Origin of the sequence: Sorangium sp. KYC3313 (assembly GCF_052075895.1) — a bacterium.
GTDB classification, from domain to species: domain Bacteria; phylum Myxococcota_A; class Polyangia; order Polyangiales; family Polyangiaceae; genus Sorangium; species Sorangium cellulosum_B.
On sequence record NZ_CP197255.1, the window covers coordinates 2,959,852 to 2,975,110 of the forward strand.

Annotated in this window: 11 protein-coding genes; 6 read left to right on the forward strand and 5 right to left on the reverse strand. The window is 71.5% G+C overall.

Going from position 1 to position 15,259, the window contains the following annotated elements:
- The first annotated feature begins 98 nt into the window (after positions 1–98).
- From uvrC to ACSRUE_RS11645, 3 genes are all read left to right on the forward strand, one after another.
- Positions 99–2,345, forward strand: coding sequence for an excinuclease ABC subunit UvrC (gene uvrC / locus ACSRUE_RS11635; protein ID WP_441291062.1), 2,247 nt, complete (start codon positions 99–101; stop codon positions 2,343–2,345).
- Between the two features lie 272 nt (positions 2,346–2,617).
- Entirely contained in the window at positions 2,618–3,955 is a 1,338-nt protein-coding gene (locus ACSRUE_RS11640; protein ID WP_441291063.1) for a serine/threonine-protein kinase, read from the forward strand.
- 64 nt (positions 3,956–4,019) lie between these two features.
- The gene (locus ACSRUE_RS11645; RefSeq protein WP_441291064.1) at positions 4,020–5,768 is read left to right on the forward strand and encodes a VanW family protein; all 1,749 of its coding nucleotides are present in this window, start codon (positions 4,020–4,022) and stop codon (positions 5,766–5,768) included.
- Positions 5,769–5,859: 91 nt separating this feature from the next.
- On the opposite strand, the gene ACSRUE_RS11650 is transcribed toward ACSRUE_RS11645, so the two are convergent.
- Positions 5,860–6,888, reverse strand: coding sequence for a tryptophan--tRNA ligase (locus ACSRUE_RS11650; RefSeq protein ID WP_437764205.1), 1,029 nt, complete (start codon positions 6,886–6,888; stop codon positions 5,860–5,862).
- Positions 6,889–7,202: 314 nt separating this feature from the next.
- Here ACSRUE_RS11650 and coaBC point away from each other — a divergent pair, with 314 nt between their 5' ends.
- Both coaBC and ACSRUE_RS11660 read left to right on the forward strand, forming a co-directional pair.
- Entirely contained in the window at positions 7,203–8,543 is a 1,341-nt protein-coding gene (gene coaBC / locus ACSRUE_RS11655; RefSeq protein ID WP_441291065.1) for a bifunctional phosphopantothenoylcysteine decarboxylase/phosphopantothenate--cysteine ligase CoaBC, read from the forward strand.
- Entirely contained in the window at positions 8,540–9,343 is an 804-nt protein-coding gene (locus tag ACSRUE_RS11660; RefSeq protein ID WP_441291066.1) for a lysostaphin resistance A-like protein, read from the forward strand. Before coaBC ends, ACSRUE_RS11660 begins: the two co-directional genes overlap by 4 nt.
- Positions 9,344–9,365: 22 nt before the next feature.
- Here ACSRUE_RS11660 and ACSRUE_RS11665 read toward each other — a convergent pair whose 3' ends face one another.
- From ACSRUE_RS11665 to ACSRUE_RS11680, 4 genes are all read right to left on the reverse strand, one after another.
- Positions 9,366–10,115, reverse strand: coding sequence for a YebC/PmpR family DNA-binding transcriptional regulator (locus ACSRUE_RS11665; RefSeq protein ID WP_437764208.1), 750 nt, complete (start codon positions 10,113–10,115; stop codon positions 9,366–9,368).
- Between the two features lie 308 nt (positions 10,116–10,423).
- Complete coding sequence (locus tag ACSRUE_RS11670) at positions 10,424–11,638, reverse strand: ammonium transporter (protein WP_441291067.1); 1,215 nt, start codon at positions 11,636–11,638, stop codon at positions 10,424–10,426.
- A gap of 141 nt (positions 11,639–11,779) precedes the next feature.
- The gene (locus ACSRUE_RS11675; RefSeq protein ID WP_441291068.1) at positions 11,780–12,226 is read right to left on the reverse strand and encodes a universal stress protein; all 447 of its coding nucleotides are present in this window, start codon (positions 12,224–12,226) and stop codon (positions 11,780–11,782) included.
- A complete protein-coding gene (locus tag ACSRUE_RS11680; RefSeq protein WP_441291069.1) occupies positions 12,201–14,366 on the reverse strand; it encodes a DUF2079 domain-containing protein in 2,166 nt (721 codons plus the stop codon). Before ACSRUE_RS11680 ends, ACSRUE_RS11675 begins: the two co-directional genes overlap by 26 nt.
- 147 nt (positions 14,367–14,513) lie before the next feature.
- Between ACSRUE_RS11680 and ACSRUE_RS11685 the strand changes: the two genes are divergently transcribed.
- Positions 14,514–15,152 (forward strand): hypothetical protein, encoded by a 639-nt coding sequence (locus ACSRUE_RS11685; RefSeq protein WP_441291070.1) that lies wholly within the window; start codon positions 14,514–14,516, stop codon positions 15,150–15,152.
- Positions 15,153–15,259 lie beyond the last annotated feature (107 nt).

The following is a 15,259-nucleotide window of genomic DNA, read 5'->3' on the forward strand; positions in this document are numbered from 1 at the left end:
AGGAGAACCGGCGCGGGCCGCGTCGGCCGCTCTCCACGGGAGCAGCCGTGATCGCGGCGCTTGCTGCCGGCGCGCGCGACTTCTAGATCGTTCCGGCCGTGGTCAACCCGAGCGCCAAGCAGGATCCCGAAGCCCTCCTCGCCGCCAAGCTCGCGTCGCTCCCGACGACGCCGGGCTGCTATCTGTTCATCGACAAGGCCGGCGCTGTCGTCTACGTCGGCAAGGCGAAGAGCCTGCGCTCGCGCGTCCGCAGCTACTTTCAGGAGAGCGGGAGCGACGCCCGGTACTTCATCCCGATACTCCGGAAGATCGTGGCCGATCTGGAGACGGTGGTGACCGCCACCGAGAAGGAAGCGGCCGTACTCGAGAACGAGCTCGTCAAGCAGCACAAGCCGCGGTTCAACGTCAAGCTGCGTGACGACAAGGACTTCCTTTGCCTCAGGCTCGACACGCAGAAGGCGTGGCCGATGCTCGAGACGGTCCGCCGTCCCGCCCCGGACAAGGCGCGCTATTTCGGGCCCTACCACTCGGCGACGAGCGCGCGGCGGACGCTCCACCTGGTCAACAAGCACTTCCAGCTCCGCACCTGCTCCGATACCGAGATGGCGTCGCGCCGGCGCCCCTGCCTGCAGTACCAGATCAAGCGTTGCCTCGCGCCCTGCGTGATGGATGTGGACCGGGAGCTCTATACGGAGATGGTCCGCTCGGTCGCGCTCTTCCTCGAAGGGCGCCACGACGAGCTCACGGGGGAGCTCACCACGCGAATGCGGGACGCGTCGCGGGAGCTCGAGTTCGAGCGCGCCGCCATCTACCGCGATCAGCTCCGGGCGGTCGAGGCCGTGCGCGAGGCCCAGCGCGTCGTCTACGTGAAGGACGTCGATCAAGACGTGGTGGGCATCTACCGCGAGGGGACGCTCGTGGAGGTCGAAGTGATCTTGGTGCGGAGGGGGCGCGTGACAGACACGCTGTCCTTCTCGCTCCGCAACATGGAGCTGCCGGACGACGAGGTGCTCGGCGGCTTCTTGAACGAGTACTATGGCGTCGCGTCCACCACGATCCCCGATGAGGTCCTCGTGCCGGTGTTGCCCGACGGCGCGGAGGGCGTCGCGGAGTGGCTCGGCGATCGGCGCGGCCGCAAGGTGGCGCTCTTCGTGCCTCAGCGCGGGCCCCGCGTCGATCTGCTCAAGATGGCGAGCGAGAACGCGGCTCACGCGTTCCGGGAGAAGCAGCGGAGCTCCGACGATCTCGAGGCCCGGCTCGAGGAGATCAGGGAGCGCCTTCGTCTCCCGACGCTCCCGCGTCGCATCGAGTGCTGCGACATCTCGCATCTCGGCGGCGGCGACACGGTGGGATCGATCGTGGCGCTCCTCGATGGTCAGCCGGACAAGAAGCGCTACCGCAGCTTCAACGTGAAGAGCGTGGCCGACGGCGACGACTACGCCGCGATGTACGAGGTGCTCTCACGGCGCTTTCGCCGCGGAAAGGCCGCTCGGCAGGCGAGCCCCGCGTCCACCGCAGACACCGCAGACACCGCAGACAGCGACGCCGCCCTCGGCGCCGGAGGCGCGCCCGAGAGCGACGTGATGGAGGGCGTCACCGGGAGCGACATGATGGAGAGCGATCCGGCGGAGAGCGACGCGCTCGAGAGCGATGCGACGGAGGGCGACCTGGCTGACGAGGACATCGGCCTGGCAGCAGCGAGCGACGCTCCGCCGGAGACGGAAGGGGCGCCCGTGTCCGCTGCCGCGGAGCGAGAGAGCGCCGGCTCGGGGGGTGATGTGTCGAGGCGCTCCGAGGCCGGCGGAGGCGAGTGGGATCTTCCAGATCTGTTCGTCGTCGATGGTGGGCGCGGCCAGCTGCAGGTGGCGCTGTCGGCGGCGCGCGATCTCGGCCTGCACGGCCTCCCGATCGTCGGTCTGGCGAAGGAGCGGGAGACGCAGACCGGAGAGAAGCTCGTCGACCGCGTCTACCTGCCTGGCCAGAAGAACGGTATCCCGCTCCGATCCACGAGCTCCGCCCTCTTCTTCCTGGCGCGCGCGCGCGACGAGGCGCACCGCTTCGCAAACCACGCACGCAAGCGGCTCGGCAAGGCGCGGCGCCTCCGGTCCGAGATCGAGGACGTCCCAGGGCTTGGCAGCGCAGTGAGGACGGCGCTCCTCCGGGAGCTCGGTTCCATGGAAGGAGTGCGTCGCGCGACCGACGCTCAGATCCTGGCGGTGACAGGGGTCACCAAGCGACACCTGTCAGCGCTGCGCAAGGTCATCCCGTCTCCCGAGCCCTCGCAGCCAGACGCGCCGGCGGAGGACAGCGGCGATCTCTCCAAGGCACGGGGGCTCACGCGCTGAGCGCGACCGGGCCCGTTCCGCGATGGATCGGTGAAAGATCACGCTGCGACCCGAACGGCGTTCCGGGTTGAGCGCCAAGGCGTTCTCTGCGACGATCCGAGCACCAGGCGCCCGGTCGCAATCCGGGCGCACGCGGTCGTTTTTCGATCAAGAGCACCACCTGGCACACCGAGCGCTTCTTGCGGACCCGACGTCGTGGGCGGGCCGCGCTCGGCGGGCTCGATTCCCGGCGGGCGCTGCCTCGCTCCGGGGTTACGCGGCACGTGAGCACCATGGGAGAAGTACGCGCTGGCCACACGCTCGGTCGCTATGAGCTCCTCGTCCCCATCGCGCTCGGGGGCATGGCCTCGGTGTGGGCCGCTCGAACGGGCGGCCAGGTCCCCAGGATCGTCGCCGTCAAGCTGCTGCGCGCCGAGCTGAGCGACGATCCCGACTTCGAGGCGATGTTCCTCGACGAGGCCACCCTGGTCTCGCAGATCCATCACCCGAACGTCGCGGAGACCATCGATGTGGGCGAGGAGGACGGCGTCCTCTACCAGGTGATGGAGCTCATCGACGGCGAGCCGCTCAACCTGGTTCTCCGCGAGAGCAAGGCGCGCGGCGGCCTGCCGCTCCCCTTCGCGCTCCGCATCGTGGCCGAGGCGGCCCTCGGCCTGCACGCCGCGCACGAGCTGCGCGGCCGCGACGGCAAGCCCGTCGGCCTCGTCCACCGCGACGTCTCGCCGCAAAACATCCTGGTCGGATACGACGGGTCGGTGAAGATCCTCGACTTCGGCGTCGCCAAGGCCGCCTCGAACCTGCAGCGAACCCAGGTCGGCCAGCTGAAGGGCAAGTACGCGTACATGTCGCCGGAGCAGGCGGGCAGCGAGCCCATCGATCGCCGCACCGACGTGTTCACGCTCGGGATCGTCTTCTATCAGCTCGTGACGGGCAAGCACCCCTTCCACGCCGAGAACGATCCTGCGACGGTGCGCCGCATCTGCGACAAGGCGGCGGCCGAGCCGCCGCGGACCCTCGTCCCGTCGCTCCCGGAGGACGTCGGGCGCATCATCATGAGGATGCTCGCGAAGCCGAGGGACGAGCGCTTCGCCACGATGGCCGAGCTGCGCCAGTCCATCGATCAGCTGTCGCCAGCGACGCCTGTCGCCGCCTCGGATGAGCTCGCCGCGCTGATGCAGCAGATGCTCGGCCCGCGCGGCGAGCGGCGGCGCGCCGCGATCCAGGAGGCCATGCAGATCGCGCGCGAGCGCGCGCTCGACTCCGACTATCCGCAGTCACGGCAGAGCTCGCCGCAGGCCGCCGCTCAGCCCGGGCGCGCGAGCGCGGAGCGCGGCGCCGGCCCACCGCAGGGCGCTCGGCCGGCGCCGCCGACGTCCGACCAGGGCCACGCGCGGCGCTGGCTCGTCCCCGCGACCGTCGGCCTCGTGGTCCTCGTGGTGCTCGCAGGCGCGCTCCTCCTGCGCTCCTCGCCGCACGGCGGCTCGCCGCGCCAGCGGGGCGCTCTGCTCGTGCCCGAGGCGGGCTCGATCAAGGAGCCGCTCCTCAGGGCCGCGCGCGCCGCATCGAAGGCGCCGCGCGGCGGCTCCGATGTGACGCGGGCCGCACCGTAGCGGCGCCGCGCGCCCGCGTTCGCTTGACGGTTCGGGCAACGCTTTTCAAGATGGCCCCCCTCGCATGGATCTTCGCCGCTCGCCGGAGCTCTGGCGGTTCGCCGCGCTGGTGGCGATCTTCGTCACGAGCGGCCTGGCCATCACCTACCTCGTGCTGCCGCCCCCGCCGGACGACGGCCCCAAGCCCCCGCCGGTCCTCCGCGTGGCGCAGGTGCCGGTGCCGACGGGCGGCGACGTGGTGGCGAACGCGCTCGACCTCGTGCGCCGCTACGCCACCGGGGAGATCCGGATCGTGCTCCCCGACGGCTCCGCGCGCGCGCTCCGCCGCAACGATCTCGGCGTCGAGATCAACCGGGTCCGCCTCGCCGAGTTCGTGCGCGAAGCGCTCCGCCCCGAGAGCGCGCTCCGCCGCGCGCACGAGCGGGCCGCGCAGGAGGACGCGCCGCTCGACATCCCGATCCCGCTCCTCCTCGACTCCGAGCGGGCGATCAGCAAGCTGCTCGACCTGAAGGTCGAGCTCGACGCGCCCGCTGTCGACGCGTATGTCGACCTCGAGGCGAAGCAGCTCAAGCCCGAGAAGATCGGGTATCGGCTGGACGTCTACGGCACGCTCGCGCGCATCGACGCCGCCCTCCGGGCGGGCGAGGACACCGCGCAGGCCAGCGTCGAGACGATCGCGCCGAAGCTCGTCACCGAGCAGCTCGGCAACGTCAAGTTCGATCAGGTGCTCGGCTACTTCGAGACGCGCTACGCGACCGGCGCGCGATCCAAGGAGAGGACGTACAACCTCAGGCTCGCCGCGTCCAAGCTCGACGGCGTGGTCGTCATGCCGGGCGAGATCTTCGACTTCAACGAGACGGTCGGCCCGCGCGACGAGGCGCACGGGTACCGCGTCGCTCCGGTCATCGCCCAGGGAGAGCTCGTCGACGGGCTCGGCGGCGGGACCTGCCAGATCTCGGGCACGCTCCACGGCGCCGCGTTCTTCGCGGGGCTCGAGATCGTCGAGCGCTACCCGCACTCCCGCCCGAGCTACTACATCAAGCTCGGCCTCGACGCGACCGTCGTCTACCCGACGATCAACTACCGCTTCCGGAACCCGTTCGACTTCCCGATCGTGCTCCACGAGACGGTGGCCGGCGGCGTCGTGCGCGCCGAGATCCTCGGGCCCTCGCGCAAGCTCACGGTCACGTACTTCCGTCGCATCGACGAGGTCGTCCCGTTCGAGGAGGTGGAGCGCCCGACGCCGAAGCTGCCCGAAGGGACGCGGGCCCTCGCTCAGCGCGGCATCCCCGGCTTCAAGACGACGAGCTCGCGGGTCGTCCGCGACGGCGCCTACGCGGTGCGGGAGAAGTGGAGCGACAGCTACCCGCCGACCGCGCAGATCGTCCATGTCGGGAGCGGCCCGCGCGACCCCGAGGCCAAGACGGCCGACGACAATCACCCCGAGTACGTGGCGGACGAGTACCTCGTCGTGACGCAGGGGCCGGACGTCCGCACCCCGGGCGTGACCGGCCTGGAGCCGGGCGGCGGCACCGTCGAGAGCCGCGAGCCCGGGCTCACGGGCGAGCGCGGCTGGACCGAGCGCGCGGGGTTCGGCACGTTCCGCGCGAAGGGGGAGGCGCGCGCCGAAGGGGAACGCGGCCGCGCGCGCGGCGAGGACGCGCCGCCCGCAGAGGGGATCGCCGTCACGGGCGCGGCGGCGCCGGAAGCGCGTGGCCAGCGGGACCCCGCGGGGGACGAGGCGAAGGGCGGCAAGGGCAAGAAGCGACGCCAGAACCAGAAGAAGACGACGACGACGAGCGACGGCGGCTGAGCGGGCGGCCTCGAGCGGAGCCGGCGGCGGCGGCTCGGCGGAGCTCGCCGCGCTGGCCTCGGCGAGCTCCGCTCGCCCTCCGCCGCGGCCTTCAGCGAGCGCCGATCGCCCGGCGCACCTCGTGGAGCGTCGGGCCCGCGAGCGCCCGCGCGCGCTGGGCGCCTTCCAGGAGCAGGGCGTCGACGCGGGCCGGGTTGGCCATGAGATCGGCGTAGCGGCGCCGCGGCTCCTCGAGCGCGCGGTTCAGCACCTCGAACACGGCCTCTTTCGCCTCGCCCCAGCCGATGCCGCTCTGGTAGCGGCCGCGGAGCGCCTCCGCCTCTTCGGGCGTGGCGAACTCCCGGTAGAGGTGGAAGAGCGGCGAGGTGTTCGGATCCTTCGGCTCGCTCGGGGGCGACGAGTCGGTCTTGTACTTGAAGATCGTCTTGCGCAGCTTCTCCGGCGGCAGGAAGAGCGCGATGGTGTTGTCGTAGCTCTTGCTCATCTTGCGGCCGTCGAGGCCCGGGATCACCGCCGTCTCCGCGCTGATGCGCGCCTCGGGCAGGACGAGGGTCGGGCCGTAGATCGCGTTGAAGCGCTGCGCGATATCGCGGGCGATCTCGATGTGCTGGACCTGGTCCTTGCCCACCGGCACGACATTCGTCTTGAACAGGAGGATGTCGGCCGCCATCAGCACCGGATAGCCATAGAGGCCCATGTTGATCCCGGCGTCGACGTCGTCGCTGTCCTCGGCGCCCGCGGCGCTCGACGCCCCGGCCCGGGACTCCATGTTCTTGGCGACAGCGGCCTTGTAGGCGTGGGCGCGGTTCATGAGCCCCTTCGCCGTGAAGCAGGAGAGGATCCAGCTGAGCTCGAAGATCTCCGGAACGTCGGATTGCCTGTAGAAGATGACCTTCTCGGGATCGAGGCCGAGCGCGAGCCACGTCGCGGCGACCTCGTGGACGAGGCTCCGGAGCTTCTGCGCGTCGTGGATGACGTTGAGCGCGTGATAGTCCGCGACGAAGTAGAGCGCGCTCGACGCGGTCCCTGCGAGCGCGAGCGCCGGCTTGATCGCGCCTACGAAGTTGCCGAGGTGCGGCGTTCCGGTGGGCTTGATGCCGGTGAGGACGGTGCTTGCCATCGTTGTCGTGTTCCTGTGAGGGAGCTCATCCCATTACGCGCTCCCGGCGGGTGATGCCACTGCCACGCCCCAAAAATCAGCCGGGTTTCTTGCTGCGCGGGCGCGTTGGCGCGTGTCGGCGCGGGGGTCGGCGCACGCGCGGTGGAGCGCGCGTGCGCGCGTGCGCGCCAGCACGAGCTGCTCTGCGCGCAGCGCGGCCCCGTATCATCCGCCCGCGGCGCAGCGTGTACCCTGTCGTGGCCGTGTACGATTGGCGATTTTCGTGCCACGGTGGACCCCGGACCGACCCCACGACCCACGCTGGCACCTGCGCCATGTCTGGCCGAACGCCGTCATCTCCCGCACCTCGCCCCGAGGCCTCCGCTCCTCCTCTCGCTGGCCAAGCCCCCGAAGGCGCGCGGCCGACCGTCGCGCTCGCCGTCTCGGGCAGCATCGCCGCGTACAAGGCCGCCGAGGTGGCCCGGCTGTTGATCCAGGGCGGCGCGCGCGTGCTGCCGATCATGACGCGCGCGGCGCAGCAGTTCCTCGGGCCCATGACGCTGAGCGGGCTCTGCGGCGAGCCGGTGCGCGACACCATGTGGGATCCCGGCTTCGCGGGCGAGCTGCACGTCGCGCTCGCCGCCGAGGCCGATCTCGTGCTGCTCGCGCCCGCGACCGCCGACGTGATCGCCCGCCTCGCCGCGGGGCGCGCCGACGACCTCGTGACGGCGCTCGCCCTGTGCGCGCGGGGGCCGGTGCTCGCCGCGCCGGCGATGCACCCCCGCATGTGGGCTCACCCCGCGACGGCGCGGAACGTCGCCACGCTCGAGGCCGACGGGCGCGTGCAGCTCGTCGGCCCGGTCTTCGGCGAGGTCGCCTCGGGCGAGCGCGGCCTCGGGCGCATGGCCGAGCCGGCGGCGATCGCGGCCGCGGCGTTCTCGCGGCTCGCCCCGCGCGACCTCGCGGGCCTCCGCGTCGTCGTCACCGCGGGGCCCACGCTCGAGGACCTCGATCCCGTGCGCTTCCTCGGCAACCGGTCGACCGGCAAGATGGGCTTCGCCGTGGCGGAGCGGGCCGCGGCGCGGGGCGCGCAGGTCACGCTCATCGCCGGCCCCGTGTCGCTCTCCACGCCGCCGGGCGCGCGCCGGGTCGACGTGCGCGGCGCGCTCTCGATGCGCGGCGCGCTCTGGCAGGCGCTCGGCGAGGACCTGCGCGGCGCCGACGCGCTCATCATGACGGCCGCCGTGTCCGACTACCGCCCGGCCGAGCAGCACGCGACCAAGCTGAAGCGGACGCCCGATCTCGCGTCGCTCCCGCTCGTGCCGAACCCCGATCTGCTCGCGGAGATCGGCGCGGCGCGCGCCGGGCTGGCGAGCGCTGCCGGCGCGGACGGAGCGCGCTCGCCGGTGCTCGTCGGGTTCGCGGTCGAGACCGCCACGGACGAGGGGGTCATCGCCTACGCGCGGCACAAGCTCGCCAGCAAGCGCGTCGACATGATCGTCGCCAACCACGCGGCGGACTCGTTCGGCCGGGACGACAACCGCGCCACGATCGTGACCCGCGACGCCGCCGACGCGCTCGGCGTGTTGCCCAAGCCGGCGCTCGCGGACCGCATCCTCGACCGGGTCTTGCGATTGTCTCGGTCGAGTCAGACGGATCAGGCGAGCGCGCGATGATCCCGGGCGAAGACCGCGCCGCGGCTCCTTCCGCCGCGGCTCCTCCGGCTGCCTCCGGCTCGGCCGCCCCGGCCTCGTCGCGCGATCCGCGGGCGATCGACCCGCGCGAGCCGCCGCGCTCCTCGCGCCGCGAGGCCGCGCTCATCGCCGCGTCCGTCACCGCCTGTGTCGCGCTCGCCGTCTCGTTCGCGTTCGATCCTGGCCGCGCGGGCGCGCCTGCCATGCTCGCGGCGCTCGGCGCGCTCTACGCCGTGCTCGCGGCGCTCGCCGTGATGTGGCTCCGCCGGCGCGGCGAGCTCCGCGCCGCGCTCCGCCCCCTGTCCGGCGATCTCGCGCGCGGCGCCCTGGTCGCGGCCGGGCTCTACGGGCTCGCCATGGCGGTGCAGCTGCTGCTCGCCCCGCGGGGCTCGCCTCGCGAGGCGTGGGTCCTTCGCCTGTACCTCCAGCTCGGCGACCCCTCGGCCGACGCGCGCGTGTTCGTCGGCGCGCTCGTCTTCGTCATCGCCGCGCTGGAGGAGATCGTCTGGCGCGGGCTCGTCCTGCGCGCCCTGGAGGGGCCGCTCGACCGGGGCGCCGCGTGGCTGCTGTCGAGCGCGCTGTTCGCCGCCGCGCACGCCCCGACGCTCTTCCTGCTCGGCGATCCGGTGGCCGGGCCGAACCCGCTGCTCGTCGCGGCGGGCTTCGGCTGCTCGATCGTGTGGGGTCGCGTGGTGCACCGGACCGGGCGCCTGGCGCCGGCGGTCTTCGCCCACGCGTTCTTCTCGTGGGCGATCGTGAGCTTCCCGATCTGGCGGCCGTGACGCGCTCGCGCCTGCCGCGGGCTCAGCCCTCGAGCTTCGCGAGCTCCTCGTCGGGGACGTCGAAGTCGGCGTAGACGTTCTGCACGTCGTCGTGGTCGTCGAGCGAGTCGACGAGGTTCAAGCAGACCTCGGCGTCGCGGCCCGCGACCTCTTTCTTGTTCTTAGGGACGTAGCCCGCGGAGTTCGACTTCACCGCGATCTTCGCGTCCTCGAGGGCCTTCACGACGGTGTCCATCACGTCGACGCTGGAGAGCACCTGCCACTCCTCTCCCTGGTCGCTGTAGTCGTCGGCGCCCGCGCCCACGGCGGTGTCCATCAGCTGATCCTCCGTCGCCGCGTCCTTCGCGAGGAGGATGATCCCCTTCCTCTCGAAGGCCCACTGCGCGGAGCCGCCGGCGCCGAGCTGCCCGTTGTTCTTCTCGAAGATCTTCCGGATCTCGGCGACGGTGCGGTTCCGGTTGTCGGTCATCGCCTCGCAGAGGAACAGCGTCCCGCCGGGCCCCGTGCCTTCGTAGAGGATCTCCTCGTAGTTCGCGCCCTCGAGCTCGCCGGTGCCGCGCTGGATGGCGCGCTTGATCGTGTCGGCGGGCATCGCCTGGCCCTTGGCGTCGTTGATCGCCTTGCGGAGGCGCGGGTTGCCGTTCGGGTCTCCGCCGCCCATGCGCGAGGCGACGGTGATCTCCTTGATGAGCTTCGTGAAGAGCTTGCCGCGCTTCGCGTCGAGCGCGCCCTTCTTGCGCTTGATGGTGGCCCACTTCGAATGGCCGCTCATGCCTGTCTGCTCCGTGATGACGGGGCGCTCGCTCGCGGCGCGCGCCCAGGGGGAAGGTTCGGCGCAAGATGGAGCACCGTTCGGTTCGAGCGTAAAACCGTCAGGGCGCCGGGAGCGCCAGGAGATCGTCGAGCTCTCCTGGCGCTCTCGGCGCCTTTCGGTTCGAACCGTCTGTCGCTCTAGCGGTGCGCCCCGGGGGAGGCAACAGCGACGGCGCCCCCGGCCGCGCGGTTCCCTCCCCACCGGGAGGGCGAGCGCGGCGGGGAGCCCTCGTCGACCTGGGTCTGCGGCTGCCCCCCTCTGTGTCGCTACAGCGCGTAGCCGGTCTCGCCGTGCTCGGTGGCGTCGAGGCCCTCGCGCTCGTCGCTCTCGGGCACGCGCAGGCCGATCAGCTTGTCGACCAGCTTGAGGAGCACGAAGGTCACGATCGCGGCGTACAGCCCGACGGCCGCGATGCCGACCAGCTGCGGGACCAGCTGCCCCGGGTTGCCGGCGATCACGCCGTCGCGGCCGCCCTCGTTCAGGGCCTTCTCGGCGAAGACGCCGGTGAGGATCGCGCCGAGGAGGCCGCCCACGCCGTGCACGCCGAACGCGTCGAGCGAGTCGTCGTAGCGGAGGCGCTCCTTCGAGACGACCGCGAAGTAGCAGACGACGCCCGCGAGCAGGCCGATCACGACGGCGGCCCACGGCGCCACGAACCCGGCCGCGGGCGTGATCCCGACGAGCCCGGCCACGATGCCGGACGCCACGCCGAGCGCGGTCGGCTTGCCTCGCTGCGCCCACTCGACGAGGAGCCACGCCGCGCCGCCCGCCGCCGCCGCGAGGTGCGTGTCGAGCAGCGCCAGCGCCGCGAGCCCGCCCGACGTCAGCGCGCTGCCGGCGTTGAAGCCGAACCACCCGAACCACAGGATGCCCGTGCCCGTCAGGGTCATCGTCAGGTTGTGCGGCACGTGCCGCTCGTGCGGATATCCCGTGCGCTTGCCCAGCACGAGCGCACAGATCAGCGCCGAGACGCCCGCCGCGAGGTGAACCACGGTGCCGCCCGCGAAGTCGAGCGCGCCCATCTCGAAGAGCCAGCCCTTCTCCGCCCACACCCAGTGCGCCACCGGGTCATAGACGAGCGTGGACCAGAGCAGGATGAAGACCAGGTACGCCGAGAACCGCATCCGCTCGGCGAACGCCCCCGCGATGAGCGCGGGCGTGATCACCGCGAACATCATCTGGAACGCCGCGAACGCGAGGTGCGGCACCGTGCCGCGCTCCACCGCCGCGATCCCGTGCAGACCGACAAAGTCGAACCCGCCGATGAGCCCACCGTGCGACGTCCCGAACGCGAGCGAGTACCCGACGGCCACCCACTGCACCGAGATCACCGCGAGCGCGGCGAACGAGTGCATGAGCGTCGCGAGCACGTTCTTGCGGCGCACCATGCCGCCGTAGAACAGGGCGAGGCCCGGCGTCATGAAAAGGACGAGGGCTGTCGATGCGAGGAGCCAGGCCGTATCCCCAGTGTCGATCTTCATGGCACCGGGGTAACGTGCCCGATGTTTCAACGAGGTTTCGTTGTCGCGGCAGGACGCATTTGACAGGAAGTCGGGAAATTTCTAACGCCCGATCTGGCGGCGCCGGACACCGGACCCGATCGTTTCGTGATGTCACCTACATCAGGCCGGTTGTGGTCCGCGTATCGACAGGACCGGGACCTTGGCCGATCTCACCACCCGCTGCGCCACGCTGCCGAGCAGCGCCCGGGCAACGACGCCGCGCGCGTGGGTCCCGATCACGATCATGTCGGCGCCGATCTCGTCCGCGAGGCGGCAGATCTCCTCGTCGGGGATGCCGGCGCGCAGCACGCCCGAGATCTCGACGCCGGGCGTGGCGCGCCGGCGCTCGAGCACCTGATCGAGGCTCCGCTGCGCCGCATCGCCGATGCGGGCGGCGTCTTCGGCCGAGGGGATCAGGGACGAGCCTTCCGGGAAGCTGTAGACGGGCACGCTGTACACGTGCGCGACGACGATCTTCGCGGACAGCTTGCGGGCGAGCTCGATCGCCGTGTCGAGGGCGATCTCGGAGGTCGCGTTGAAGTCATGGGCCAGGAGGAGGGTCTTCATCTTGCTCCGCGGTGGTAGAGGGCGCAGGCGGCGCGGCGCCGCCCTTTCGGTCCCGCTTTCGTAGCTCCGGAGGCGGGTCTCCGGTAGGGGGCTCGTCGGAGGCGGCCGGCGCCGGCGGCTGCGCCTTCGACGGCGGCTTCACCCGCTTGAACAGCGCCATCTTCTTCAGCCGGCTGAGCTCCTCGAGCTCGCCGCGCTTCACCGCCGCGTTGTGGCGCTCCAGGTCCTTGCCCTTGAGCTCCCCCTCGTCGAGCAGCACGTACTGGACGGTCGCGGCGCGCTCGCCCGGATAGAAATAGGCCTCCTTCCGGTTCGACACGTGCGGTCCCATCTTGCTCGTCGCGCCGACGATGGCGCTCTTCGGGATCGCCTCCACCTGCTTCCGGACCCAGGCGTAGGTCGCCTCCTGGTCGGGCGTCAGCTTGCGCGCCACGCGGGAGAAGCCGCCCCTGAACGACGCGTTCTCGACGAGGCCGCCGAACTTCCACGACATCAGCGCGGCCGCCACGACCATGGCGGCGAGCAGCGCGCGCGACAGGCGCCGCCCGTCGAGCCCGTAGTACGCGGCCGGCCCGGAGCCCTCGATCCGCTTGAGCGCGATCGGCGTCAGCGCGAAGGCGATGGGGAAGAGGATCGACGAGTACTGGAAGTGGATCGAGAACACCGCGTCGCGCGAGGCGAGCAGGCAGAACAGGAGCCCGTAGGCGAGCATCCAGCGCCCGGGCTTGGCGAGGAAGGGCAGGAAGCAGAGGGGGACGAAGAGCTGGAGCAGGAAGATGATCTTCGGCTCCTCCAGCAGGACCTTGAGCGCGAAGACAGGGTTCGTGAGGAGGGAGACGAGCATGCCGCCGAGCCCGCTCCGGTTCGGCATGAGCTCCTCGTAGTAATAGGCGAACGAATAGGCGTCCTTGCCGGACATGATGATGCCCGACGACGTCATGAAGAACAGCTTCACGATGACGAAGTAGACGAGGCTCGTCGCGATGGTCACCCAGCCGAGGCGGGTCCTGCCCGGGCGCCGGTCGAAGATGGCGTAGAGCCCGATGAAGCACATCAGCAGGGAGACGTCCTCCCGGCAGAGCAGCAGCACGGCGAGGGTGACCCAGTACAGCCTGTCCCTGCCGGTCTCGTAGAAGTAGAGGAGCCAGACGACGAGCGGCGAGATCAGCGCGAGCGAGTGGAACTCGTACATGTTCGCGCCGTGCAGGGCCGGATAGATGGCCCACACCGCGGCGAGCAGCAGCGCCTTGCCGCGGTGAGCGAGCTTGTCGCGCGCGAGCAGGTACACGGGCACGACGCCGGCGCCGAGCCACGCGGACTGGAGGATGAGGAGGAACTCCGCCCTCGGGTAGATCAGGTAGAGCGGCGAGAGCAGGATGAGGATCGGGTCGAAGTGCGCGGAGCCGTGGTAACCGGCCTTGAGCCAGGAGCAGCCGAGCGGCCGTCCGTGGATCGTCTGGTAGAAGATGTTGTCGTAGTACCCGAGGTCGGGCGTCCTGGTGTGCAGCGCGTGGTGGTTGGTGATCGCGAGCCGGGAGAAGAAGAGCGTGTAGCCCGTCCACATCGCGAGCAGGGCCAGCGGCGGGAGCCACCGCGCGGCGCGGCCTCCGCGGGCGGGCGCGCCGCCGAGCTCGGGCGCATCGTCGAGCCCGGGCGAGAACCGCGCGCGGCGGCCCCAGGCGTAGGCGCCGGCGCCCGTGGCCAGGGCGGCGAGGACGGCGAAGAAGATCGTGCTCTTCGGGCTGTCCTTCTCGATGTTCGGGAGCTTGAGCGCGGCGACGAACGGGAGCGCGAGCAGGGGGATCAGGGCGCGGTTGAGGCGGCCCACGGTGCTCACGAAATCCCACGAGCGGGCGCGGGCCCGCCGCACCAGCATCACGAGGAAGTAGGCGAGCGCGACCCCCACGATGGCGGCGGCGGCGCCGCCGGCCATCCAGCGGCGCTCCACCTCGGTCAGCTTGTTCGTGTCGAGCTGCGCGTGCCGGCTCGGGTGGGTGAAGACCCAGGCCGTCACGGCGATGCTCATGCCGTAGAGGATCGGCCACGGCGCCAGGGTCAACGCGGCGCGCGCGAGCCGCTCGAGGGCGCCGTCGAGCTTGGCGAGCGCGCTGTTCAGCCTGGTGCGGTGGTTCTCTAGCATAGGTGAGGCGGGTCCTCGGCTACTTGACCCCACCCCCCGCTGTCAAGGAGCGGGGGGAACATCGCGAAAGGACGCGGAAGGACGTGTAACGACGCGAGGGCGCGGGAAGGGCAGGGCGCCACGCGCGGCCCGCGGTAGAATGGCGCCATGTCGCACTACCGGGATCATCTCGATGCGGCTCGCGCGCGCATCGAAACCCTCGAAGCCAAGCTGAAGGAGCGGGATGCGGCGCTCGCCGCCCGGGACGCGGAGATCGCGGAGATCCGTGCGGAGGTCGAGCGGTTGCGTGGCGGATCGGACGACGATGGGCCGCCCGACGGGCCGCTCGGCCGGGGCGGTGGGCAGCGGGCCCTGCTGGTGGCGCTCGCGGTGTGCAGCTTCGCCACTGCGACGGGCTATGCGATGGTGCGCCCCTCGCACTGCCTGCAGCGCGGCGGGGCGTACCCCCCCTCTGCCGAGGTGTCGCTGCGCTCGCACGACGGGTACGACGCCTTGTCGAGCCGGGTCTACGGGGCGCGCATCCAGGTGGGCAAGGCCGCGGGTGCGGCGCTCGAGCGCGGCCGCGTCCAGGCGAAGCGCTGCCGGCAGCCGGGCGGGCCGGGCGGGGAGGGGAGCGTGACCGTGACCTTCGCGCCGAGCGGCGGGGCCCACGTGGAGCTGGACGGGGCGCCCTTCGCCGGGACCGAGCTCGGCACGTGTGTGGTCGACGCGTTCCACGTCGCCGCGGCGCCGGTGCCGGCCTTCGAGGGGGAGCCTCTCCGGCTCACGACCCCTATTTCTCTCTAGTCCCGCGGGGCAGAATCCTGCCAGGGATCTGCCGCGCGAGCGGAGAGGGAGAGGGTTCAACGCAAAGACGCCAAGGCGCAAAGACGCAAAAATGCACGAAATCTGTT